Here is a 24,276-nt window from a genome sequence, read left to right on the forward strand (position 1 = left end):
TCTCCTTCTTGCACTTAAGCGACCGGCGCATCGGGCGCAGGAGCTGCGTCCGGGACCGGTTTTGGGCGCCCCTTCCGGAAATAGATCGGCGCAAACGCTTCTTTCTGGTTCAGCTCCAGCTGACCTTCGCGCACCAATTCGAGCGCGGCGGCAAAGCTCGAGGCGAACACCGTCGCGCGCTGTGTCGGATCGGCGACGTGCCGGATCAGGAAGTCGTCGAGCACGCCCCAGTCGTCCTGCTCGGTGATGCTGCCGACCAGCCGCTCGAGCGTGGCGCGCGCTTCGGCGAGCGACCACACCGTGCGCTTGGCCAGATGCACGCTCGCCAGCACGCGCGACTGGCGCTGCGCGGCGTAGGCCGTGAGCAGGTCGTAGAGCGTTGCGGTGTACTTCGGATGCTTGATCTCGGCGATCTGCTCGGGCTCGCCGCGCGGGAAGATGTCGCGCTGCAATTGCGGCCTGTTCATGAGCCGGTTGGCGGCTTCGCGAATGGCTTCCAGCCGGCGCAGGCGGTTGGCGAGCGCCGTCGCCATCTGCTCCGCGCTCGGGCCTTCCGCACTCGGCGGCTCCGGCAGCAGCAGGCGCGACTTCAGGAAGGCGAGCCAGGCCGCCATGACGAGGTAGTCAGCGGCAAGCTCCAGCCGGATCTTTCGCGCGGCCTCGATGAAGTGGAGGTACTGGTCTGCCAGCGCTAGGATCGAAATCTTGGCGAGGTCGACCTTCTGCTGCCGCGCCAGTGCGAGCAGCAGGTCGAGCGGGCCTTCATAGCCCTCGACGTCCACCACCAACGCCGGCTCACCCTCGGCGAGCTCTGCGGGCCGCCCGGTTTCAAACGATAGGATTTCTGCGGTCATGCCGATGCCGTGTTTGCCCGTGCGATCAATGCGTCCAGTTCGGCGCGCGCGGCCACACGGTCGAATGGCTGCGGCGGCTTGCGTGCGGCGAGCGCGGCTTCCGCCCGCTCCAGTGCCCTGCCGGACAGTTCAGGTGTCTGGCCGGCAACGTCGCGCATCTCCTCGATGTTGCCGTTGCAATGCAGGGCGATATCGCAGCCGGCCGCGAAGATCGCGCGAGTCCGCTCAGCGATATTCCCCGACAGCGCGTTCATCGACACGTCATCACTCATTAACAAACCCTGGAACCCGATTGCGCCGCGAATCACGTCAGCAATCATTGTCGCAGATGTCGTCGCCGGATGGGCGGGGTCGACCGCGCTAAACACAACATGTGCAGTCATGGCCATCGGCAGATCCGCGAGCGGCTTGAACGCGGCGAAATCGGTGCGTTCCAGCTCGTCCCGGGGCGTGTCGACGGTCGGCAGCTTGAAGTGGGTGTCGGCGGTTGCCCGGCCGTGACCGGGAATGTGCTTGAGCACCGGCAGCACGCCGCCCTGCTCCAGTCCCTCGGTGACCGCACGGGCGATCGCCGCGACCTTGCCCGGCTCGGTGCCGTAGGCCCGGTTGCCGATGACCGCATCAGCGCCCGCCACCGGCACGTCAGCCAGCGGCAGGCAATCCACGGTAATGCCGAGTTCGGCAAGGTCAGCCGCGATCAGGCGGGCACTGAGGCGCGCGGCATCGAGCCCAAGCGCCGAATCAGTGTCGTACAGATTCGCGAATACGGCCCCCGGCGGATAGACCGGCCAGTGCGGCGGGCCCAGTCGCTGCACCCGTCCGCCCTCCTGATCGATCAGGACAGGCGCGTCGGCAGCATCCGCCACCGCGCGCAATTCCGCAACCAATGCAGCAACTTGAGCTGGTGTCGCGACATTGCGCTTGAAGAGGATGAAGCCCCATGGGCGCTGGACGCGGATAAACTCCCGCTCGGCGGCGGTCAGTTCCGTTCCGGATACGCCGGTAATGAAGGCCCGCGTGCTCATAACGGCCGATTAACCCTGCCCCGCGAAGGGGTCAAGGAAACGGCCGTTAATTCCTCTGGACGAAGCAGGCAGACAGGCCTGCGGACTTCAGGCTGTTGCAAGCCTGCGTCGCCTCCTCGGCCGAAGCGTAGGGACCAGCGAAGGCGCGGTAGACGACCCCCTTGCCCTTGTCGGTCAGATCAACCCGCTTGATCACCGGCGAGCGGGAGCCGAGCACGCTGCCGTACTTGCTCTGAAGCACCCGGTAGGACGCGGCGGCGCTGTCCTCGCTCTGCTGCGAGGAGACCTGCACGATGTAGCCGCCGCCGCTGCTGGTGGGCGCGATTTGCGTCGGATTGGTCGCAGCCATCCGTTGCGGAGGCTCGGCCGTCGCTCCCGATTGCGGGGCGAGCGAAAGGGGCTGGTTGACGCTGGCATTGGCCGAGGTCGGCGGATTGCGCGACGCGATCGGTGCGGGCGGCGCGGCAACGGGCTTCGGCGCCGCTACTGGCTTGGCGGCAGCCGACTGCGGGGTGGCGCTATCGGTTTGATCGCCCTTCACGGCCACGGTCCTGATCGGGCGCGGCGAATTATTCGGCAGCGTCCCGTTGCTCGGGCTCGGACCCGCGCTCGGCGGGGGCACCGCAGACGGCGATACGCTGGCCACCGACGGCGGGTTCGCATTCTGGTTCAGCGGCGGGAACACGACGCGGGGCCCGCTCGCCCTGGCGTTGACGTCGACGGGCCCCTCCTCGCGCGGCACGATCTTTTCAGTGCCGTCACCACTGACCATGCGGTCCGGCCCCCTGGCCGCGGAGTCCGTCGGCGCTGGCCCGATCTTGGTTGGCGTGTTGTCGGCCTTGATGATCGGCGGCTCGCCGCTGCGGGGCGAGCCGATATAGGTCTTGTAGGCGAACGCCGCACCGGTGCCGACCACGGCAAGCGCCAGGATCGCCGCGACCGTCATCATGCCGCCGCGCTGCTTCTTCGGCTCCTCGACTTCTTCCTCGGGATAGTCGCTCTGGTAGGCGTAAGGGTCGTCCGGATACGCCGGCTCGCGCTGATAGTCCTGCTCGCCTGCCTCCAGCCGGCCGTAGAGCGCATCGTCGTAGCGCGACGGGTCGGGCTGCGCGTACGGCTCCTGATAGGCCTGCTCCTGATAGGCTTGGCCATGCTGCTGGTAGGACTGATCCTGAAAACCTTGATCCTGATAGGCCTGCGGCTGATGAACATCAGGCTCGGGCACAGCAGGCTTGGCTGAATAGCGATGCAACGGATGCACCGGGCTGACCGAGACGGGATAGTCAGGCTCCGGCGCGGGTGCCGGTTGCGGCTGCACGTTGGCGCGCCGCATCCATGAGGGCGGCCCGGGCGGCGGCGCCTGCTCGGCGTAGTCCTGCTGATCATCGTCCCGGCGATAATCGTCTTCATGATAGCTCTGGGCGGGCGCCGCCGGCGGACGCGCAGTCGGTCGCCCCTGCGTTGCGAACGGATCGGTCTGTCCGATCAAACGGGCGAGTTCGGCCAAGGGATCATTTTCCGCCTTCCCATGCTGATCGCCACCGCGACCATAGTCATCGGAAGGAAACGGTCTGTCCTGATATCGTTCGGCCATCGTGATGATGCGTCCCTTCGGGAAAGCCGCGCGCCCCTCGACCAAGGCACGGCTTTCGACCCACAAGGCTTTCAACCAAGTCTAAGCGATCCGGCTTCTGCCGGTTACCCCCGAATTCCCCTTAAGTAGTTCGCCCCAAACTACCGCATCTCGTCCGGAGCATGGACGCCGAGGATGGCGAGGCCCGATGCCAGGACCGAGACGACGCCCTGGACCATGGCCAGCCGCGCCTTTGTAAGATCTGCATCATTATTGATAATGAAGCGTAAATAGGGCAAATCGCGCCCTTTCGTCCAAAGTGCGTGAAATTCGCTGGCTAAATCATAGAGATAAAAGGCAATTCGGTGCGGCTCATGGGCGCTGGCGGCCGCTTCCAGCATGCGCGGATAAATTGCGAGGCGCTTGAGAAGGTCGAGCTCGACGGGGTCCGACAGCCGTTCCACCGCCGACTCACTGAGCCATGCGATGCGCTTTCCGGCGTCCTCCGGTAGTTCCGGGAACACCTCCGCCCGCGCGTTGCGGAAGATCGAGTGGCCGCGGGCGTGGCCGTACTGGACGTAGAACACCGGGTTGTCGCGCGACTGCTCGATAACCTTGGCGAGGTCGAAGTCGAGCACCGCGTCGTTCTTGCGGTAAAGCATCATGAAGCGGACGGCGTCCTGACCGACCTCATCCACCACATCGCGAAGTGTGACGAAGTTGCCGGCTCGCTTGCCCATTTTCACCGGCTCGCCGTTGCGCAGCAACTTCACCAGCTGGACGATCTTGACGTCGAGCTCGCCCTTGCCCGAGGTCGTCGCCTTCACCGCCGCCTGCATGCGCTTGATATAGCCGCCGTGGTCGGCGCCCCAGACGTCGATCATCTCCGCGAAGCCACGGTCGAACTTGTTCTTGTGGTAGGCGATGTCGGAGGCGAAGTAGGTGTAGGAATTGTCCGACTTGATCAGCGGACGATCGACGTCGTCGCCATAGGCGGTCGCCTTGAACAGCAGCTGCTCGCGGTCCTCCCAGTCCTCCACCGGCGCGCCCTTCGGCGGCGGCAGGCGGCCCTCGTAGATGTCGCCCTTGGCCTTCAGGAAATCGATGGTCTCGGCAACCTTGTTGTTGCCGGTCTCGATCAGCGAGCGTTCCGAGAAGAACACGTCATGGCGGATGTTGAGGGCGGCGAGATCGTCCCTGATCTCGTCCATCATCATCGCGATTGCCTTTGCGCGCACGGTCGGCAGCCACTCGGCCTCGCTCATCGCGCGCAGCTTTTCGCCGTACTCGGTCGCCAGCGCCGTACCCACCGGCTTCAGATAGTCGCCCGGATAGAAGCCTTCCGGGATGGCGCCGATATCCTCGCCGAGCGCCTCACGGTATCGCAGGAAGGCGGAGCGCGCGAGCACGTCGACCTGGGCGCCGGCATCGTTGATGTAATATTCGCGGGTGACGTCGTGGCCGGCGAACTGGAGCAGGCTCGCCAGCGCGTCGCCGAACACGGCGCCGCGGCAATGGCCGACATGCATCGGCCCGGTCGGATTGGCCGAGACGTATTCGACATTGACCTTGGAGCCGCCGAGGACACGGCCGTAATCGGCGCCCTCACGCAGCACGGTGCGCAGCGCCTCGGCCCAGGCGGCGGGCTTCAGCGTCAGGTTGATGAAGCCGGGACCGGCGACGTCGACCTTCGCGATCAGCGCGTCGGCACGCAGCCGCTCGGCGATCTGCTCGGCGAGATCGCGGGGCTTTGCCTTTGCCTCTTTCGCAAGCACCATGGCGGCGTTGGTCGCCATGTCGCCATGGGTGGCATCGCGCGGCGGCTCGACCACCACGCGCGAGAAATCGATGCCCTCGGGCCAATTGGCGTCCGCCGCGAGCGCACGGCAGGCGGCGTGCACTCGTGCGAGCACATCGGCGAACAGATGCAGGGATGAGGATGTCTGGGGCATGGCCGCCGCCTAACGCAAATCCGGGGTCGAGTCAAAAAGCCGCTGATGCTCGGTCAGGGCGAAACGGTCGGTCATTCCGGCAATGAAATTGCCGATCCGGCGTGCCCGGTCGCCCTCATTGTCCGCCTCCGCCCCCAGCAGCCATTCCGGCGGCAGCTCGCCAGGGGATGTCAGGTATTTTGCGAACAGGTCGAACAGGATCTGCTCCGCCTCACCCATCACCCGCATCACCCGCTCGTGACGGTACATGTGCTGGTACAGGAAGGTCTTGATAGCAGCCTCTTCCTCCGCGACCTCGACCGGAAACGCGATCAGCGCCCGGCTCTGCTGGCGCACGTCCTGGGCCGATTGCGGCTTGACGGCGGTGAGGTTCTTCTGCGCCTCCGCAAACACCGCACCGATCAGATGCGAGATCAGCTCGCGCACCAGCTCGGCACCGCGCCGGACGTCCTCGAGATCGGGATAATGCGCCGCAGTCTCGGCGATGATCTCCGCGGTCAGCGGCATCGCCTTGAGATCGTCGAGGTGGAACAGGCCGGCACGCAGGCCATCATCGATGTCGTGCGCGTCATAGGCGATGTCGTCGGCGATCGCGGCGACCTGCGCTTCCAGCGAGGCAAAGCTCCACAATTGGAGGTCATAGGTCTTGATGTAGTCGGCGATCCCAACGGGTACGCCGTGCTCGCGATAGCGCCCGACCGGAGCGCCGCTGCGGTCAGTCAGCGGGCCGTTGTGCTTGACGATGCCCTCCAGCGATTCCCAGGTCAGGTTGAGCCCATCGAACTCGGGATAGCGGTGCTCGAGCGAAGCCACGACGCGAAGCGTCTGGGCATTGTGGTCGAAGCCGCCGAACTCCTTCAGGCAGGCATCCAAGGCCCGCTCGCCGGCATGCCCGAACGGCGGATGGCCGAGATCGTGCGCGAGCGCGAGGGTCTCGGTGAGGTCCTCGTCCAGTCCGAGCTGCCGGGCCAGCGCCCGAGCGATCTGTGCCACCTCCAGCGAATGGGTCAGCCGGGTGCGGTAATGGTCGCCCTCGTGGAACACGAACACCTGGGTCTTGTACTTCAGGCGGCGGAACGCGGTGGAATGGATCACCCGGTCGCAATCCCGCCGGAACGGGCTGCGGGTCCGGCTCGGGGGCTCGGCGACCAGCCGGCCACGGCTGCGATCGGGGTCGCAGGCATAGGGCGCGCGGGGGGCTGCCATTCCGACGGACACGGCGAATTTAGTCCCTATCCATTTGATTCTGCGTATGGTGGCACTTAACTATGTCGGATGCGGGATACCAAATGAATTGGGCAAGTGAACTTGGTATGACGCGGGACTATCGGAGACCAGCAATGACGACTGCCGTGACCATCAGTGACCGGGCCGCACGCCGGATTGGGGAGATCCTCAAGGGCGAAGGGTCTGGCGCGATGCTGCGCATCTCCGTCGAGGGCGGCGGCTGCTCCGGCTTCCAGTACAAGTTCGACATCGACCGCGCCCGCACCGACGACGATCTCGTGATCGAGCAGGACAACGCCGTGGTGCTGGTCGATTCCGCCTCGCAGCCGTTCCTGGCGGGCTCGCAGGTCGATTTCGTGGACGACCTGATCGGCGCCTCGTTCCGCGTCAACAATCCCAACGCGACCGCATCCTGCGGCTGCGGCACCAGCTTCTCGGTCTAGCCCGGCTAGGCGCCGGTTATCTGCCTTTCCTCGTCCGTCCACTCCACGTCGCCCGGCATCAGCTCCGGCTGGAGCGGCGCGTCCTCGGACATGAGATGGCCGTCCAGCGCGCGCAGGAGGGCCGCGATCAGCGCCGGCTTGCGCAGCGGCTTGGCGAGGAAGTCCGACAGGCCCGCTTCGCGGCAGATCTTGATGTCCTCGGGGAAGGCATTGGCGGTGAGCGCGATGATCGGCAAGGCTGCGAAGCGCCCGCCTTGCGCGCGGATCGCTCGGGTCGCAGCAAGCCCATCCATGTCAGGCATGCGCACGTCCATCAGCACCAGATCGTAATCGCCTTCGGAGGCCGCCGCGACGGCCTCGACGCCGTCGGTGACCACGCGGAGCTCGACGTCGAAGGCCCCCAGCATCTTGCTCACGACCATGCGGTTGACGGCATCGTCCTCCGCGACCAGCACCTTCAGCGGCCGATCGAGGCCGGCGATCCGGGCTTTGAGATCGTCGGCTTCGTCGCGCTCGCCTGCCTGATCGGACGCCTCCGCCTGGCTCCAGGGCAGCACCAGCGTGAAGCGGAAGTTCGAGCCTTCGCCCGGCGTCGAGGTGACGCCGATCGTGCCGCCCATCTGCTCGATGATGCGCCGTGAGATCGCAAGGCCGAGGCCAGTGCCGCCGAAGCGGCGGCTGATCGAGGCATCGGCCTGGGCGAAGTCGCTGAACAGCAGGCCGAGCTTCTCGGGCGCAATGCCGATGCCGCTGTCGGTCACCGTCCATTCGACGGTCGCTAGCAGGTCGCGGCGCGCCTGGCAGATGACTGATATCGTCACCTCGCCTTTGTCGGTGAACTTCACCGCATTGGACGCGAGGTTGAGCAGCACCTGGCGAATACGCGCGACGTCGCCGCGCAGCGTCGGCGGCAGGGCCGGATCGAGCTCGACCTTGACGGATAGCCCCTTGCCCTTGGCGCTCGCCCGCACCACGGTCGCAACCGTCTCGACCAGCGCCTGCGGGGCGAAGTCAATCGCCTCGAACTGGAAGCGGCCAGCCTCGAGCTTGGACAGGTCGAGAATGTCATTGAGGATACGCTGGAGATTGTCGCCGGACTCGCGGATCGTGGTGACGGCTTCGCGCTGCTCCGGATCAAGCCTGGTTTCGAGCAGCATGCTGGCAAGCCCGAGCACGCCGTTCATCGGCGTGCGGATCTCGTGGCTCATCACCGCCAGGAAGTCCGACTTGGCGCGGCTCTCGGCCTCGGCCTTTTCCGCGCGCCACCGCTCGGTCACGTCGCGGCCGAAGCCGCGATAGCCGAGGAACTGTCCCTCGCGATCATAGGCCGGCTTCGCCGTCAGCGACCACAACCGCGCCTCGCCGCCGGCGATGACCTTGAGATTCATCTCGTGCAGCGGTTCGGCATGCTCCATCAGGCCGACGATGTTGTAGGCCGCGGACTTGTCCTCGGGGCACAGCATATCGAGCACGTCGGCGAACTGCGATCCTTTCAGCAGCGGAAGCGGCAGCTGCGCGACGTCCGCGAAGCGTTGGGGCACGTCGATCAGACGCCCGTCGGCATCGGTCTGCCACAGCCAATCGCTGGCGTTCTCCTGAAAGTCCTTCAGCAGCAGCGAGATGATCTCGGTCTGGCGCTCGAGCTCGAGCTGGGCCTTGAGATTGCCGAGGAACAGATTGCCCTGGGAGACGATGTTGCGCGCCATGAAAAACGCGAACAGCAGCAGGAACACCGAGGTCACCAGATATGGCCCGGTGCCGCACAAGAGCAGCGCGCCGGCGCAGGCGACGGTCATGGTGGCGAGATAGACGAGGCCGGCGCGCGGGAAGGTCGAGAGCGTGAAGGCGCCGCCCGACATCATGCCGACCATCAGGCAGGCCAGGATCAATTGGCTGGTCGGCTCGATGCGACTGAACAAGGCGAGCGGCAGCGTGCTCCAGATCGCGGCGAGGAAAAATGCCTGCCGCAGCATCTGCCGCGCCGCGCGGGGCGAAGCCTCCTGCGGCGGGTTCTGATGCGACTTGTGCCACGCGCGCACCGCGAGCGAGGCGGTGGCCGCGAGCGTCAGGCCCCAGATCGCGAGGAAGTCGTTCCAGCCCCTGCCCCAGAACAGGATCAGCACGATGGCGACGTTCAGCATCGTCACCGCCATCGTCACCGGGATCAGCCGGGTCACGGCGTCGATCTGCTTGGCGCGGATGCGGCCGATCTCGCGCTCGCTGAGATCGGCAGTCAGGCCGTCCTCGATCTCGAAGCCGCCGAGCCAATACAGGAACGCGCCGATCAGGCCGTCACGCGGCTGAGTTCGCTTCATCGACTTGTCCGGCCATCCCATCCGCGGAACCTTTTGACGATCAATGGCCCGCCGCCTGCTTAGACCGGGTTAATTTTGTGGGAGATTTTGCGGCGTCCTTGACGGGCGCGTTTGCAGTTTGTTCTAACCATGGCCCCTGCCCGGAGCCCGCCGACATGCCCATCAGAGTAGCTACGTGGAACGTGAACTCGGTCCGGCAGCGGATCGATCTGCTCCTGACCTGGCTGAGGGAGTGCCAGCCCGACATCGTCTGCCTGCAGGAGATCAAATGCGTCGACGAGGCCTTTCCGCGGCTGGAGATCGAGGCGCTGGGCTACAACGTGGTGACGCACGGGCAGAAGACGTTCAACGGCGTCGCCCTGCTCTCCAAGCTCAGGTTCGACGAGACCAAGTCTGGGCTCGCCGGGGACGATGAGGATGCGCATGCCCGCTTCCTCGAGGGCGTGGTGACGCTCAAGTCCGGCGTGCTGCGCATCGCCTGCCTTTATTTGCCCAACGGCAATCCGGTCGGCACCGACAAATATCCCTACAAGCTCAAATGGATGTCGCGGCTTCTTGAATATTCGAAAGAGCGCCTCAAGGCGGAGGAGCCGCTGATCCTCGCAGGCGACTTCAACGTCATCCCGCATGCCCGCGACGTGCACAATCCGGCCGCCTGGACCGAGGACGCCCTGTTCAAGACGGAGACGCGGGAGAGCTTTCAGTCCCTGCTCGGCCTCGGCCTCACCGACGCCTTGCGGGCCGTCACCGACGAGCCCGGGCTCTACACCTTCTGGGACTACCAGGCCGGCGCCTGGCAGAAGAATCAGGGCCTGCGGATCGACCATCTCTTGCTGTCGCCGCAGGCCAGCGACCGGCTCGCCAATGTCGGCATCGACAGCTATGTGCGCGGCTGGGAAAAGCCCTCGGACCACGTGCCGGTATGGGCGGATCTGGATCTGGAGGCGGCGTAGCCTGGGGCGAGATGATGGTGGGCACGGCGCCAAGGCGCTTTTGCCCACCCTGTACCTACTCCCGGCGGCCCTGCACCCACTGCTCCAGCATTTGCAGGCACATGGCGCGGTCGTCGTCGGAGGCCTTGGCGAAGGCGCGGTTGTAGCTTTCCTTGATCCAGACCTCCTCCGGACCTGCGCTGTCGCGCGCCAAAGTCAGCCACATCAGGCCGCGCGCGGCCTGCCGCGGCAGGCGGTCGCCGTTGAACAGCATCTGTCCGAGCAACGCCTGCGCCTGGTGCTGGCCCTTCTGCGCGGCAAGGCCAAGCCAGCGCGCGCCGTAGCGGAAGTCCTCGCGCGAGGCGTCCGGGGTCTTCAGGTACAGACGGGCGAGGTCGTACTGCGCGTCCGCATTGCCGAAATAGGAGGCGGCATAGGAGAACATCTCCCGCGCGCGGTCCGGATCGGCCTTGATCTTCGAATTCGGAATGCCGGCCAGATAGTAGCGGCCGAGCGCGACGAAGGCGTTGGCCACGATCTGCGCCTGCGGCGCCGATGGGCTGTCCTCGGCATGCGCGTTGGCGATCCGGCTGAAATATTCGAAGGCACGCAAATCGTCCTGGGCGACGCCGTCGCCGTTGGCGTACATGCGGCCGAGCTTCCACTGCGCGATGGGGTGGCCACCCTCGGCAGCATATTGCAGGGCGCTGAGCGAGGTTTCCTGGGTTGCGACCGCCGGCGGAACCTTGGTGCGCACCGCCCCTGCCGCGCCGGGCAAGGTGGTCACGACCGGGATGGTCGCGTCCTTCGGATTGACCGGCGCGCCGTCGAAGGCGAACGCCGGCGCGGCCAGCGCAGCCGCCCCCAACACAAACGCAACTGTGGCACGCCTAGATGTCCGCATAGCACTGTTTCTCGTGCGCGCCGCCCGGATGGGTCACTGCCCCCCCGACCGCTGGTCCAACCTGCTGAGCATATTTCCAGAGCGCACCCGACGTATGATTAGTCGCGCGGGCGCTCCATTTGGTTTTGCGCTGGGCGAGCTCGGCGTCGCTCAATTTTACGTTAAGGGTACCGGCGACCGCGTCGATCTCGATGATGTCGCCGTCCTCGAGCAGCCCGATCGGGCCGCCGATCGCCGCCTCCGGCCCGACATGGCCGATGCAGAAGCCGCGGGTGGCGCCGGAGAAGCGGCCGTCGGTGATGAGCGCGATCTTGCCGCCCATGCCCTGGCCGGTCAGCGCTGCCGTGGTCTGGAGCATTTCCCGCATGCCGGGACCGCCCTTCGGCCCCTCGTAGCGGATCACGATGACTTCGCCTTCGCGGTAGGTGCGGTTCTGGACCGCCTCGAAAGCATCCTCCTCACGGTCGAAGCACCTGGCCGGACCGGTAAACCTGAGGTTGGACATTCCCGCGACTTTCACGATCGCACCTTCTGGCGCCAAATTGCCCTTCAGACCGACCACACCGCCTGTCACGGTGATGGGCTTGTCTGCCGGGTGCACCACGTCCTGGTGCGGATTCCATTTCACGCTCTTGAGGTTTTCGGCGATCGTGCGGCCCGTGACGGTAAGGCAATCACCGTGCAGGAAGCCGTTGTCGAGCAGCGTCTTCATCAGAAGCGGTATGCCACCTACTTCAAACATGTCTTTGGCGACATAACGGCCGCCGGGCTTCAAATCCGCGACATATGGTGTCTTTTTGAAGATTTCGGCGACGTCGAATAAGTCAAACTTGATGCCGGCCTCGTGCGCGATCGCCGGCAGGTGCAGCGCAGCATTGGTCGAGCCGCCGGAGGCCGCGACCACGGCAGCCGCATTCTCCAGCGCCTTGCGGGTCACGATATCGCGCGGCCGGATGTTTTGGGCGATCAGGTCCATCACCTTCTCGCCCGCGGTCATGCAGAAGGCATCGCGGATTTCGTAAGGCGCCGGGGCGCCGGCCGAGTACGGCAAGGCGAGGCCGATCGCCTCGGAGACGGTCGCCATGGTGTTGGCGGTGAACTGCGCGCCGCAGGCACCCGCGGAGGGGCAGGCCACGCGCTCGATCTCGTCGAGGTCCTCGTCCGACATGGCGCCGACCGAGTGCTTGCCGACCGCCTCGAACATGTCCTGCACGGTGACCTGCTGCCCGCGGAAGTTGCCGGGCAGGATCGAGCCGCCATAGATGAAGATCGAGGGCACGTTGAGGCGGACCATCGCCATCATCATGCCCGGCAGCGACTTGTCGCAGCCGGCGAGCCCGACCAGTGCGTCATAGGCGTGGCCGCGCACGGTCAGCTCGACCGAGTCGGCGATGCATTCGCGTGACGGCAGCGACGAGCGCATGCCGTCATGGCCCATGGCGATGCCGTCGGTCACGGTGATGGTGCAGAATTCGCGCGGCGTGCCGCCAGCCGATGCCACGCCCTTCTTCACCGCCTGGGCCTGGCGCATCAGCGCGATGTTGCAGGGAGCGGCTTCATTCCAGCACGAGGCGACGCCGACGAAGGGCTGGTGGATCTGCTCGGTGGTCAGACCCATGGCGTAGAAGTAGGAGCGATGAGGCGCGCGCGCAGGGCCTTCCGTCACGTGACGGCTCGGCAGCCTCTGCTTGTCAATCTTCGCGTTCATCGCAACCAGTTTCCCCGGCCAACCCTTTCAGACCCGAAAAATCAGAGCCAAGATTTGAATCGACCTTGGGATTTTCTCGTCGCCTTCGAAGACCGCCGCTGCCTCTCAAAACATTAGAGTGATTTTATTCATGATCGGGTGTGGCCAAAAAGCGGCGGCGATGCGAACCGCCGGTGATGAGGGTTAAATCCGGGATGGGTGTTGCACAAGCAGCACAATCGTTACCGGGAAGACACGGGTTGGCCTACCTTGATACCTCGCGAAGATGACAATCCACAATCTCTGATTTCATAGCACCAGCAGCGCGCCCCGCGATGACGACACGGCAGCACGACTGAGTCGGCACCGCCCTTTGCATCACCGATAGCTCTTGTGTCCCGGACAAGCTGCAACGCCTTCGGCGTTGCGGCGCAGAGCCGGGATCCAGACAGCAACACGGATTACTCTCGGAGAGATAGGCCCCGGCTCAGCAGCGCACCGTCGAAGTGACGCTGCGCCGCGTCCGGGGCACGAGAGGAGATTGAGGCGCGCTCTCTCAACATCGTCATTGCTGTGCAATGACGGCATATGAGGCGACGGCTCGCCCTCCAAGTATCGTTGTCATTCCCCGCCTTGTGCGCAATCGCGCACTGGGGCGGGGAATCCAGTACGCCGCGGCCTCTCGATTCAATCACTACCGTCTCGGAGTACTGGATCGCCCGCCTTCGCGGGCGATGACAGCGAGTGTGTGTTGCAGACATGCCTTCGCAGCCTCGCGGCTGATTTCGCCCGAGCTTTGCTTGATCTCGCCGCCCTCTCGTCCAAGAGGGCGCAGGGAAGACCGGGTGCTGACCTCGCACCCGCGGTCCGCTGCGCGAGAGCACACGCAGGAAGAACCGCACAGCAGCATACAGGTGGTGCCAATCACTCGGCCTTCCCTGCGCGATGGTCGGACGGCTTATGCCGCGCTCTCCCGGGAGCCGAGTTCCTTCTGGCCTCCCTCGCCCTTGCGAAATTCACCAGCCTTCGCGCCGGTTGACGCGACTGCCGCATCCGCCAAGAGCTTGACCGTAGCAACGACGGCCAGGACCACACGGTTTTGCCGTACGCACGGCCCGCCATTTCGCCGCAGTTTTCCCAGCCCCGTCGACAGAGCCGGAAACTTACAAACGAGACGAACCTGACAGCGCCGCTCGTCCGCACGAAGCCTTCGGGCTCACGGAGAGCAATCCGCCCTGCGCTTGACATCTCGCACACGACGCTGCCGCGTCCACCGCAAGCCCAGCTCGCGACAATGACGACCACATGATCGCCCCTCAAGAATGAGCCGGGATGGGCGGGATATACGATATTTCCGAATTTCGGTAAAGCGGAATATTTTCATGCGATGGGATTGACAGGAGGCGACACAGCAAGATGCCGTAGCCCGAACGGATCGACCAGGCGGACGATTTCGCAGGCGGCGACGAGGCCGGCGAGCCAGGCGGCGCTGGTCAGCCCGATGCGCGTGACGACGGCGGCGGTGAAGGCGCCCTCGCCGCCGAGGAAAGGCGTTGCAGCCAGCAGCGCGATCTCATAGGCCGCGTAGGCGACGACGAGCGGGACCGCGAGCATCATTGGCGTGCGGCCCTGCGGCAGCTTGCGAAGCACGACGGACGCTGCCACGGTGGACAGCAGCGCGGCTGCGCCGATCACAAAACCCCAGGCGATGGTGCTGCCGTCAATGGGATAATGCAGCACGCCGAAGCCGATGGCCTGGTTCACGAGCCAGGCCCCGGTGACGACGAGCAGCGCGGGCCGCAGCGACAGCATCGCGGCCGCGGCGACGGCGAAGGCCGCGAACGGCGTCGCGCAGGCGAACGCAAGACTTGCGAGCGCGCATGACACCGTCAACAGCACAAAGCAGAACATCGGCGCAAGGCGCGGCGCGACCGGGTGAAGCCGGAAACCGTCGGTATGAGACGGCAGGATGCTGAGAGCCATAGGTGATCTCCTTCTTTTCGAATTCTAGTTCATTTGGGGACGAGTGACAGCCCCGTTGACGTCAAAGCCTTGATCAGAATTTGGCGCCGGCCTTGAGCAGATAGCTGCGACCGGGCAGCGGATAGGCGCTGAAGCGTCCGTCCGTGAAGGTGCTTGCGATGGCGTAGTCGTAGTAGAGCGCGTTCAGCAGATTGTTGACGCTGAGCGACCAGAAGTACCGCTCGTACTGACCACTGAGCTTGAGGTCGATCGTGCCATTGGCAGGGATCGGCTTCTGGGTTCCGGCCTGGTCGTTGTCCATGCGGCGCTCGCTCCAGAAGCGCGCGGTGGCATCGAATACAAGATAGTTCTGCCAGACGTTCCAGGTGAGGCCCGCACTCGCGGTGTAGCGCGACACCAGCGGCACGTCGTTGCCCGCCCAGATGCCTTCGCGGAAGACAGCCCGCGTATAGGCCATGCCGGAACGCAGCAGCAGTGCATCGTTGATGCGATAGGAGACACTGGTCTCCGAGCCGTAACGACGGGTCGGATCGAGATTGGTGTTGTAGAACAGGACCGGATTGAAATGGATCTCGTTGGCGAGGTCCATCAGATAAAGACTGCTCTGCATCTGCAGTCCGCCCGCTCTGATGCGCAGCCCGCCCTCGATGTCCTGCGAGGTCTGGGTCTTGAGCTGGAACGTCTGCGGAAGCGGATTGAAGAACGGGTCGAATGATGGGCCTGACGACACCCGCTCGTCGACGTCGGGCGTGCGGAAGGCGCGCGCAGCCCGGCCGAACAGCGCGACGCTGTCACTGAGACGATGCTCGGCACCGAGGTGCAGCGCATATTGAGTCTCATCGGTCCTCAGCGGAAGCGCGCCGATGTCGGCATTGAACGGAGCCCTCGGATCAAAATTGTCGCGTGCCGCGAGATTGATGTTCTGCACCCGTGCGCCGTAGGAGACGTCGGTCGTCGGCGCGAGGCCCACCGTGTGCTGGATATAGCCCGCCACCGTCCGCTGCCTGAGGTCGTAATTGTGCCAGGGAGCGAGGCCCTGGCCGGCGCCGCGGTTCTGCCGAAAGCTCGCATCGTAATAGTCGACGCCGGTCAAGAGCTGCGACGGCATCCCGAGCAGAAGGCTCTTCACGCTGAGGCGCGGCGTGATCGACCATGTCGTCAGATCGGCGTCGACATAGGTCGACGTGAAGAAAGCCGGGACCGGCGTCGGGCTCGAGAAGAACGCGCTCTGCTGCCTCTTGTCGCGCAGTCCGCCGTCGACGACGAGATCGACGCCGTTAACCAGGGTCTTGGTGAAGCCCGCCGTCGCGCCAAAACCCTGCTGGTTGGCGTAGTTGAAAGGCGTGCTGGTCCCTCGCCGGTTGGTCGCGAGCTCGTCGACGCCGATCGACGGATCGACCGTGCGGCCGCCCGGCAGTCGCAGCTCCTGATTGTCACCGGTGACGGTCAGGAAAGCAGTCAGGCCCGGCGTCGTGTAGTTCAGATTGCCGACGCCGTTCTCCTGGGAGTAGCGATTGTTGTCGCGATAGCCATCGGTCCCGACGGCGTTGCCATAGAACGAGGTCGACCATGGACCGGAATTGAGCGAGGTCGAGACGTTGCCCAGCCTGGTCTTGAACGAGCCGAAACCGGCCTCGATGCGCGCTGTTGCGGGCGGGCCGCCGACACCGTTCCTGGTGACGATGTTGATCACACCGCCGACCGCATTGTCCCCATAGAGCACTGCACCGGAATTGCCGCGGGTGACTTCGATGCGTTCGATCGAATTGAGCGGGATGGTGGACAGATCCACCTGCGCCATATCGATGTCGTTCAGCCGTCGTCCATTGACCAGCACCAGGGTGTTGGCAGTGGCGAACGCGCCGAAGCCGCGCAGATCGACATTGGTCTTGGCACCGATCTGGCCGCCATAGAACGTCGTGATCTGGGCGCCCGGGACTTGGCCCGCGACGATCTCGGCCAGCGTCTGCGAGGGCGCATGCGCGATGTCCGCGGCCGTGATGACGGTCGTGGCCGCGCCGATGATGCCGCCATTGTTGGCGACCGCCTCGCTGCCAGAGCCGGACGAGCCGGTCCCGCTCGGCGTCGCCCGGCGCCTCCCCGCATCGCCATCGCCGGTCGCCCTGGCACGCGTACGGTTCTGGTCGTCGGGCCTCGTCACTTCGACCGGCGGCAGTTGCTCGGCGACGGCCTGCTGTGCGTGGGTAACGGAGAGATCGAGCAAATGGAAGGAGACGGCCGCAACGATGCCGGCGCAGCAGCGCCTGGCGGCAATGACAAAACGGGACACAATTCTAACCTCGGCATGACGTCAGTGGCACGTCACAGCGAACGAGGCTTTACGGCGGAGCGATCGATTGCTCCGGTGAAGCTAATGTCTGTACTCCCCGACCGACATCTTCGCGTGTGACCACGGCTGACGGCAGGTCTCCTGGCTCGCGGGTCGTTACCTCTACGTCGCCTTCCCAGGACCGAGATTCCCAGTGGCACAGGACGAGAGATTCACCGCTTACAGTTGCGGGGGCAGCCATGGCATTGAGAAGATCCCCGCGTTGGGAAATCTCGCACCACGTTCCCTTTTGATCTCCGAAAGGAGAACCGTCAGCAGCCAATCTACGGGGCGCCGGAGCAGAGAGTCAATCGACCGGCGGCCATTGTCACCGCCGCGTCTGGCATCAACGTACCGGCCAATGCCGGTCCATGTGAGGGCTGCCGGCCGCTCAGGTCCGCCCTCGCAAACGTTGGGCCTGGGCCCAGGCGACAGCGACATCGTGCGGCGGGACATCGACGCGCTTGATAGGTGTCAATTCGCCGGAGGCGGAGACGATCGCGGTCTCTTCGCGGCGGCAGCGCGTGCAGACGAAGCGGACCTCCTGCGGCAACGCCGACCAGTTCGACCGCCTCACGTTCGCGGCCATCGGCCAAGCATCGCAATGCGAGCACGACACCAGAAATCGACCGGGATCGAGCATACCCATTCCATCGGACTCCGCGTCCTGCGCGCCTCATTCAATGACTAATCCATGTGAATCGTTCCGGTGCCCACGCACCGCCAGCCTTTGACCTCGGGGCCGCTATCGGTTCCCCGCATCCGCAAAGCGTCAGGTCTCGTGGGCGATTGCGCTGCGACCTCACCGACTCGTCGCACGGTTGCGATTCCCGCAAGGCAAGGCGGTGGGCTCAGCGAGCCCCCTTGAGGGTGCAGGAGGTCGTGCAGGTGACCGTTGTGCCGCGGTCGCACGCTTTGCAGGCGTTGACGCACTGGTTCATGTCGCGTGGATTGTAGCTGTAGTTTCGCATCGGACAGGTCGAATTCGTCGTGCCGGTGATGTCCTGCTCCTGATCGCAGGCCGCCGTCATGAGCGCGAATATGATCACTGCAACGAGGCGCATGGGATTGCCCTGTCAGGCATGGCAAGCGACACTCGCGAGGCGCGCTGCATTGCAGCGAACCCCGGCCTTCCCACAACGAGCAATCGCGAATCAGCGGCGCCCGCATGCTTCAAGGATGCGCGCCAAACGTTAAGAACGGATTGCAGGCCGGCTCAGGCCGCAGCCCTGGTCGCGATCGCGTGCCGCATATCTGCCGCCAGCTGGCGGTACTGCTCCGCGAGCCTCAGATAGAACTCGCGCTTGGTGCTGTCGGTGGCGAGCTTGGCAATCAGCTCGCATTCGGCGGTGAGCGTCTCGAACCGTTCGAGCCTGTCCTCGAGATGTGTCATCGGCGTGTCCCCATAAGACGCCTGAGGGACGTCAAACCTAAGCCCGGGAAATAGGTCACGGCGAACATCGTTATGGAGTAGAATCGTTTTTTCCGGTCCGGCATGCCGGACCGCAGCCACGGCTATTTCTGCTCCAGCCGCCAGGCGCCATCCCAATTGGCATCCGGCGGATTGGGCGCGAACTGGGTGATGCGCCCGAGCATCGCGCGCGAGGGGCCGTCGCCAGGCATCGCCTCGAGTGCCGCGTTGAAGGCGGCACGGGCCTCGTCGAAGCGCCGGGCGCGATAGGCGGCGAGACCTTCGGCATAGTGCGTGCGCAGGCTCGCTTGCGCATCGGTGAGTGCGCCCGGTCTCGCCATCACCTCGAAGATCGCCTGCGGGGCGCTTTGACCCGCGACCGCCAGACGATCGATCTCACGCAATTCGAGGCGCGATCCAATTGCATCCGCAGTCGCCTGCGAGATCAGGATGCGGGTGCCGTAGACCTTGTTGACGGCCTCGAGCCGGGAGGCGAGATTCACTGCGTCGCCCATCACGGTGAAGCTCATCATCAGCTCGGAACCGATGCTGCCGGTCAGGACCTCGCCGGTGGCGATGCCGATGCGCAGATCGCACGGCGCCGGCATGGCGCGGATGCCGAGCAGATCCGGCAGCTGCTTCTGCAGCGCGGGCACCTGGTCGGCCATCTCGACGGCGGCAAGCCCGGCGAGCAGCGCTTGCTCGTCCTCCTCGATGAAGGGCGGCCCCCAATAGGCCATGATGGCGTCGCCGATATATTTGTCGATGACGCCACGATTGCTCCTGATGGGAGCGGACATCACGGTGAAATAGTGGTTCATCACCTTGACGAGGCCGCGCGGGGTCATGCCTTCGCTCATCGAGGTGAAGCCGCTCATGTCGCAGAACATGATGGTCATCACCCGGCGCTCACCGTCGATGGCGACCTCCGGCCGGTCGATCAACCCTTGCACCACCTTGGGATCGATATAGCGGCCAAAGGTCTCACGAATGCGCTCGTTCTGCCGCAACTGCTCGATCATGCGGTTGAAGGCCGCGGCGAGCTCGCCGATCTCATCCTGCGTCGAGACAGTGATGGGCTTGTCGAACCGGCCCGCCTCGACCTCGCGGGTGCCGGCCAGCAGCAGCCGTACCGGGCGCGTGATGCCGCTACTCACCAGCAGCGCAAAGACAAATCCGACGATCGCCGCGAGCAAGGTCACGATACCCGAGATGATGATCGCCTGATGCTGGCGGCTGATGACCTGCGATGTCGAGAAGAAGACCTGCGTCAGCATGTCGGCGCGGATCGCATCGATCTTCCGGTTGAACTGGTCGCGCAGCACGTCGATGTGCTCCAGCGTGCCGCGGGCCTCGGTCATCTGCCTCGCGTCGACCTGCTTGAGGAGCTTCGCATGGTCCTCGCTCAGGTCGCGGCGCAGCTCAGCGACGGCGGTCTCGATGCGGATATCGATCCGCCCCAGCGCAGCATTGTCGGAATAGGTCCTGGGGTCATCGATGATCGCGTTGATGAGCTTGCGCGCGGCCTCCGCCTCCTCCTCGATCTTGCGGTCCGAGGCCTCGAAGTCGCGAAGGCGCGCCGCATAGGCCTCCTCGTCCGACGGAGCCTCCATCCTGGTCATGACCATCCGACGCAACGCCAGCCCCCGCTCCAGCGAGCGGATGTTGGCACGCGCCAGATGGCTATAGGCCGGGATGTAACGGTTGGTGAGCTCGTCGAGGAGGACGCCGACCTGGCTCGACATCACCATCGACAGGATCGCGGTGACCAGCATCAGGACGATCAATCCGAGGGCGATCCCGACGATCTTGCGCCGGATCGACTGGTTGAAAATCGGCATAGGTGCGGAGGCAAAGGCTGAAAGGATGAAGCGAGGGAACTCATACACCGGATTTGGTCGTGGGAACACGCGCAATCTGGCCGCTCTGACGTCCCGAACCGTGCACTACCGTCGCGCGAGCCTTGATCGTTAACGAAGATTAACGACGCCACCCCTCCCCGCCATTTCGGAAGTTCCCGAGTTCCAATCCGTATTTTGCCGCATTGTTGCGACAGCTTGAGGATGCGACACGATGCTGATGCATCGTTCGATGCTTTGATTCGCAAGCCGCATGTCGTCGCGGACCTTGGTTTGTAGTGGTTTCGCAGGGGGACCATCGAATGAACCAGTGCCTACGCTCGCTCGCGTGTGTCGTTGCCGTGGCCGCGATGGCCTTCCTTCCCACTGAGCTGGCGGCGAAGAGCAGTCACAAATCGTCCGCGCCGAAAAAGATGCATGAGGCGAAAGCCGGCAAGCACCGCCATGCCTCCGCCGGCAAAGCGCGACACGGCAAGCACGCCGAGGCCAAGCGCAAGTCGAAGAAGACGGTCGACGAGCCCGCGGACAAGCCGGCACCGCCGCCGCTGACCGGCGATCTCGCCGTGCTGAAGGACGCCATCGATCTCGCGCGCAAGGGCAAGACGGATGACGCCAGCGCCGCGCGCGACCGCATTGGCGACCCCGCCGGGCAAAAGCTCGCCGACTGGTTCATGCTGCGCCATTCCGAGAGCACCGCGAATTTCAAGCGCTACGCCGCCTTCCTCGCCGCAAATCCGGACTGGCCGAGCAGCGCCCTGCTCCGCCGCCGCGCGGAGGCGCGGCTGTGGCAGGAGAAGGCCGACGCGGCCACTGTGCACAAGTTCACCATGGACCGGCCGACCAGCGCCAAGGGCAAGTTCGCACTCGCCCGCGCGCTGCTCACTGAGGGCGAGGCCGACAGGGCTGCGCGGCTCGTGCGCGACGCCTGGCGCACCGACGAATTGTCGGAGCGCAGTGAGGAGGACGCTTACGAGGCGTTCCGTGATCTCCTCACGGCGGACGATCATCGGGCCCGCATGGACAAGCGCCTCGGCGCCAAGGACTACGCCGGCGCCAGGCGCGCCGCCAAACGGCTCGGCGAGGATGCGCTCGCGATCGTCAAGGCCTGCGCCGCGGTCACCGGCAAGGCGAACAAGGCCAAGGACTATCTCGATGACGTCTCCGCTGACGCCCGCCGCGATCTCGGCTACGTGCTGTGCCGCGCGCAATGGCATCTCCAGAAGGACCGCATCGACGACGCTGCCGAGGTGATCCTCGCTGCCGCACCCGACACCATGGCCGCCCAGGACACCGATGCCTGGTGGCGCGAGCGCCGCCTGCTCGCGCGCAAGCTGCTCGACCAGGGCAAGCCTAGGACCGCCTATGATGTGGTGCGCACGGCCGCGGTGCCGGACAAGGAAGTCTATCGCATCGACTACCACTTCATGTGCGGCTGGATCGCGCTGCGCTTTCTCGACGATCCCAAGACGGCGATGATGCACTTCGCCGCGATCGACGAAGGCTCGGCCAATCCAATCGCGTTGTCGCGGGCCCATTACTGGCGCGGCCGCGCCGCCGAGGCCATGGGGGCAATGGCCGATGCGCGCATGAGCTATCGGGCGGCGGCGCGCTATCAGACCGCCTATTACGGCCAGCTCGCCCGCGCAAGGCTCGGGCTTGACCGGATCGAGCTGCGTGCGCCCTCGCCTGTGCCGGCTTCGGCCGATACGTCCCCCGCGGACGAACGCGTGCGCGCAGCCGACATGCTCTACGCCATCGGCGAGCGCGACATGGTGTTCTATTACGCCGAGGATTTTGCAAAGGAGAGCACCGACGTCGCGGCACTCGAAGCGCTCGGCGAGCTTGCCGGCCGGCGCAACGATGCGCGCGTGATGCTGGAGGTCGGCAAGTCCGCACTGGCGCGCGGGCTCGCGCTCGACCATTACGCCTTCCCGACCATCGGTATTCCCGAGCACAAGCAGGTCGCGCCCGCGATCGAGACCAGCGTGATCTATTCGGTGGCGCGCACCGAGAGCTCGTTCGACCAGCGCGACAAGTCGCCGGCCAATGCAGTCGGCTTGATGCAGGTGACGCCGGAAGCCGGCCGCGACACCGCCAAACGCTTCGGCCTGGCTTACGACTGGGACAGGATGGTCTCCGATCCCGTCTACAACACCCAGATGGGCGCGGCCGAGCTCAGCGCGCTTCTGTCGGAATATCGCGGCAACCAGATCATGGCCTTCGCCGGCTACAATGCCGGCCGCGGCCGGGTGCGCGAATGGGTGCAGGCGCGCGGCGATCCCAGGGATCCCAACGTCGATCCGGTCGACTGGGTCGAGCGCATTCCGCTGTCGGAGACCCGCAACTACGTCCAGCGCGTGATGGAGAACGTGCTGGTCTACCGCGCAAGGTTCGAGGGCAGCGGCATGGTCGCAGGCAAGAGCGACCAGCGCGTGGTCACGCACGAGGCCGGTGCGGCAGCACCCGTGGCGGCCGCAGCACCCGCTCCCTAGCGGCGCCGCCGGGGCTGGACACGGCGCCTGCAAGGTTGCGTCGCTGCGGCCTCCGCGCGAGTGCAGTCGCGCAGCTAGGTGTCACCTCCTTCCATCGTGATCAGATCGCGGCCGTCCAAATATGCGCCGGTCAAGGCTCTCGCGAAGGTCCAGGCGTTGATCGTGTAGCTCCAGCACCAGACGGCACTCAGGACCGTCAGCGTCTCGATCATGTTGCCAGCGGCAAGCTCGACGTTCCCGGCGGCCGGCCCTGTCCGCCCAGGCACCGACCATTGCATCAACAACGTGACGAGCTCGTCGCGCCGGTAGCAATCGTAGTCACAGTAGCGGCGCTGCGTCCGCGCATGCCGGACATAGCCGGAGCGGAGCAACCGCGAGCATGTGCTGCACGTGGCCGCGTGCAACGGAGGCTCGTGATTGACCAGCACGAACTTCATGAAACCGCTCTCACGCCATCCTTCGCGAGCGCCTCGCAGAACAGCGCGTAGCACTGATGGTCGCAGTAAGGCAGACGGGTCGCGATCTCGCGGAGATAGCCGCCGCTGATTGGCTCACAGCACTGCATGCACCAGGTCTGCCGGAACGGGGTCCGGCCGTTGACCAGCACGAACGCGAATCTCATGTGGCACCTCCCAAGGAGAAGCAGTAAACGCTGTCGAGCGGAGACAGTGCGGGCGGTGGAGCGCAAAGATGGTTTCGGCCGTCCGGATTATCCCTGTTTCGCTCCACCTTTTGCGGTGGGATCAGAATGTATCGCCCGTCCTCCCGGCGCCGTGCATAGATCTGGCCGTCGATGTACTTGATATCGGTCGGATAGCAGTCGGCGCTGTTGCAACAGCTGAGGCTCGGATTATCCGGCATGTGCCAGGTGGAATAGAATTTTTCGTGCAGCGCCTGGTCCTGGGGTGGGTGCTGGCGATGAACGGCGCCGTGTCCCGTCTCCTGGGCCTGGACCGTCGCAATGGAGCCGAGGAGAACCATCGAGCACAAGAGCTTGAATGAGCGGTTCAACGCACGGGCTCCCGGATCAGACCTTCGGAACGATGTCAGCTCTCCAGCCCGGCCTCACGCGACCTGAACCTGGAACAACCACCGGCGGTCACGCTCGCGGCGTGTGCGGAAGCGATCGACGCACTTTTTGGAGCAGAGCGCGGTGCGCCAGGAATAGTGGCGGATCAGGCCGAACCTGCCGCCGCACACTGCACAGCCGTTGATTGAAGAGCAACGTTCGGACTCCGATAGGCGACGCTCAGGAAGTACCGATGTATCGCACATTGTTGTCTCCCTCTG

20 protein-coding genes and 1 riboswitch are annotated in these 24,276 nt (G+C 65.0%); of the genes, 3 read left to right on the forward strand and 17 right to left on the reverse strand.

Annotated features, from left to right (window positions below):
• Positions 1-14: 14 nt before the first annotated feature.
• The 5 genes from CVM73_RS03980 to CVM73_RS04005 all read right to left on the reverse strand — a co-directional run bounded on the left by CVM73_RS03980 (position 15) and on the right by CVM73_RS04005 (position 6,622).
• Positions 15-854, reverse strand: a complete 840-nt coding sequence (locus CVM73_RS03980) for a segregation and condensation protein A (protein WP_025036467.1) — start codon at positions 852-854, stop codon at positions 15-17.
• Positions 851-1,879, reverse strand: coding sequence for a beta-N-acetylhexosaminidase (gene nagZ / locus CVM73_RS03985; protein WP_100230686.1), 1,029 nt, complete (start codon positions 1,877-1,879; stop codon positions 851-853). Before nagZ ends, CVM73_RS03980 begins: the two co-directional genes overlap by 4 nt.
• Positions 1,880-1,925: 46 nt before the next feature.
• Positions 1,926-3,473, reverse strand: coding sequence for an SPOR domain-containing protein (locus CVM73_RS03990; protein ID WP_100230809.1), 1,548 nt, complete (start codon positions 3,471-3,473; stop codon positions 1,926-1,928).
• A gap of 140 nt (positions 3,474-3,613) precedes the next feature.
• Positions 3,614-5,404: an arginine--tRNA ligase gene (gene argS, locus CVM73_RS04000; protein ID WP_158237537.1), complete on the reverse strand. Its 1,791-nt coding sequence runs from the start codon at positions 5,402-5,404 to the stop codon at positions 3,614-3,616.
• 9 nt (positions 5,405-5,413) lie between these two features.
• On the reverse strand, positions 5,414-6,622 hold the full coding sequence (locus tag CVM73_RS04005) for a deoxyguanosinetriphosphate triphosphohydrolase (RefSeq protein ID WP_100230688.1): 1,209 nt from the start codon (positions 6,620-6,622) through the stop codon (positions 5,414-5,416).
• Between the two features lie 122 nt (positions 6,623-6,744).
• Between CVM73_RS04005 and erpA the strand changes: the two genes are divergently transcribed.
• Complete coding sequence (gene erpA / locus CVM73_RS04010; RefSeq protein WP_024342679.1) at positions 6,745-7,074, forward strand: iron-sulfur cluster insertion protein ErpA; 330 nt, start codon at positions 6,745-6,747, stop codon at positions 7,072-7,074.
• A 5-nt stretch (positions 7,075-7,079) separates the two neighbouring features.
• On the opposite strand, the gene CVM73_RS04015 is transcribed toward erpA, so the two are convergent.
• Positions 7,080-9,410, reverse strand: coding sequence for a hybrid sensor histidine kinase/response regulator (locus CVM73_RS04015; protein ID WP_100230689.1), 2,331 nt, complete (start codon positions 9,408-9,410; stop codon positions 7,080-7,082).
• Positions 9,411-9,544: 134 nt separating this feature from the next.
• Between CVM73_RS04015 and xth the strand changes: the two genes are divergently transcribed.
• Positions 9,545-10,342 carry an exodeoxyribonuclease III gene (xth, locus tag CVM73_RS04020; RefSeq protein ID WP_100230690.1) on the forward strand — a complete coding sequence of 266 codons (798 nt, stop codon included), beginning with the start codon at positions 9,545-9,547 and terminating at the stop codon, positions 10,340-10,342.
• Between the two features lie 55 nt (positions 10,343-10,397).
• Here the strand turns inward: xth and CVM73_RS04025 are convergent, their stop codons facing one another.
• From CVM73_RS04025 to CVM73_RS04060, 8 genes are all read right to left on the reverse strand, one after another.
• On the reverse strand, positions 10,398-11,225 hold the full coding sequence (locus CVM73_RS04025) for a tetratricopeptide repeat protein (protein WP_100230691.1): 828 nt from the start codon (positions 11,223-11,225) through the stop codon (positions 10,398-10,400).
• Positions 11,212-12,933 (reverse strand): dihydroxy-acid dehydratase, encoded by a 1,722-nt coding sequence (ilvD, locus tag CVM73_RS04030; protein WP_100230692.1) that lies wholly within the window; start codon positions 12,931-12,933, stop codon positions 11,212-11,214. The genes CVM73_RS04025 and ilvD overlap by 14 nt, the downstream gene beginning before the upstream one ends.
• Before the next feature lie 1,359 nt (positions 12,934-14,292).
• A complete protein-coding gene (locus CVM73_RS04040) occupies positions 14,293-14,895 on the reverse strand; it encodes a hypothetical protein (RefSeq protein ID WP_100230693.1) in 603 nt (200 codons plus the stop codon).
• 73 nt (positions 14,896-14,968) lie between these two features.
• Positions 14,969-17,185, reverse strand: a complete 2,217-nt coding sequence (locus CVM73_RS04045) for a TonB-dependent receptor (RefSeq protein WP_100230694.1) — start codon at positions 17,183-17,185, stop codon at positions 14,969-14,971.
• Positions 17,186-17,299: 114 nt separating this feature from the next.
• Positions 17,300-17,513: riboswitch (cobalamin riboswitch) on the reverse strand.
• A gap of 102 nt (positions 17,514-17,615) precedes the next feature.
• Entirely contained in the window at positions 17,616-17,873 is a 258-nt protein-coding gene (locus CVM73_RS04050) for a hypothetical protein (protein WP_100230695.1), read from the reverse strand.
• A 202-nt stretch (positions 17,874-18,075) separates the two neighbouring features.
• A complete protein-coding gene (locus tag CVM73_RS04055; RefSeq protein ID WP_100230696.1) occupies positions 18,076-18,288 on the reverse strand; it encodes a hypothetical protein in 213 nt (70 codons plus the stop codon).
• A 152-nt stretch (positions 18,289-18,440) separates the two neighbouring features.
• Positions 18,441-18,617 (reverse strand): hypothetical protein, encoded by a 177-nt coding sequence (locus CVM73_RS40000; protein ID WP_167406608.1) that lies wholly within the window; start codon positions 18,615-18,617, stop codon positions 18,441-18,443.
• A 122-nt stretch (positions 18,618-18,739) separates the two neighbouring features.
• Complete coding sequence (locus CVM73_RS04060; protein WP_100230697.1) at positions 18,740-20,476, reverse strand: adenylate/guanylate cyclase domain-containing protein; 1,737 nt, start codon at positions 20,474-20,476, stop codon at positions 18,740-18,742.
• A gap of 320 nt (positions 20,477-20,796) precedes the next feature.
• Between CVM73_RS04060 and CVM73_RS04065 the strand changes: the two genes are divergently transcribed.
• Positions 20,797-22,986, forward strand: coding sequence for a lytic transglycosylase domain-containing protein (locus tag CVM73_RS04065; protein ID WP_100230698.1), 2,190 nt, complete (start codon positions 20,797-20,799; stop codon positions 22,984-22,986).
• Between the two features lie 74 nt (positions 22,987-23,060).
• Here CVM73_RS04065 and CVM73_RS04070 read toward each other — a convergent pair whose 3' ends face one another.
• From CVM73_RS04070 to CVM73_RS04080, 3 genes are read right to left on the reverse strand one after another with little or no spacing between them, the layout of a single operon-like run.
• Complete coding sequence (locus CVM73_RS04070; RefSeq protein ID WP_100230699.1) at positions 23,061-23,423, reverse strand: hypothetical protein; 363 nt, start codon at positions 23,421-23,423, stop codon at positions 23,061-23,063.
• Positions 23,420-23,608 (reverse strand): hypothetical protein, encoded by a 189-nt coding sequence (locus CVM73_RS04075; protein ID WP_036017547.1) that lies wholly within the window; start codon positions 23,606-23,608, stop codon positions 23,420-23,422. Before CVM73_RS04075 ends, CVM73_RS04070 begins: the two co-directional genes overlap by 4 nt.
• The gene (locus CVM73_RS04080) at positions 23,605-23,997 is read right to left on the reverse strand and encodes a hypothetical protein (RefSeq protein WP_100230700.1); all 393 of its coding nucleotides are present in this window, start codon (positions 23,995-23,997) and stop codon (positions 23,605-23,607) included. The genes CVM73_RS04075 and CVM73_RS04080 overlap by 4 nt, the downstream gene beginning before the upstream one ends.
• Positions 23,998-24,276 lie beyond the last annotated feature (279 nt).

The sequence above is a fragment of the Bradyrhizobium forestalis genome, assembly GCF_002795245.1.
Lineage (GTDB): Bacteria > Pseudomonadota > Alphaproteobacteria > Rhizobiales > Xanthobacteraceae > Bradyrhizobium > Bradyrhizobium forestalis.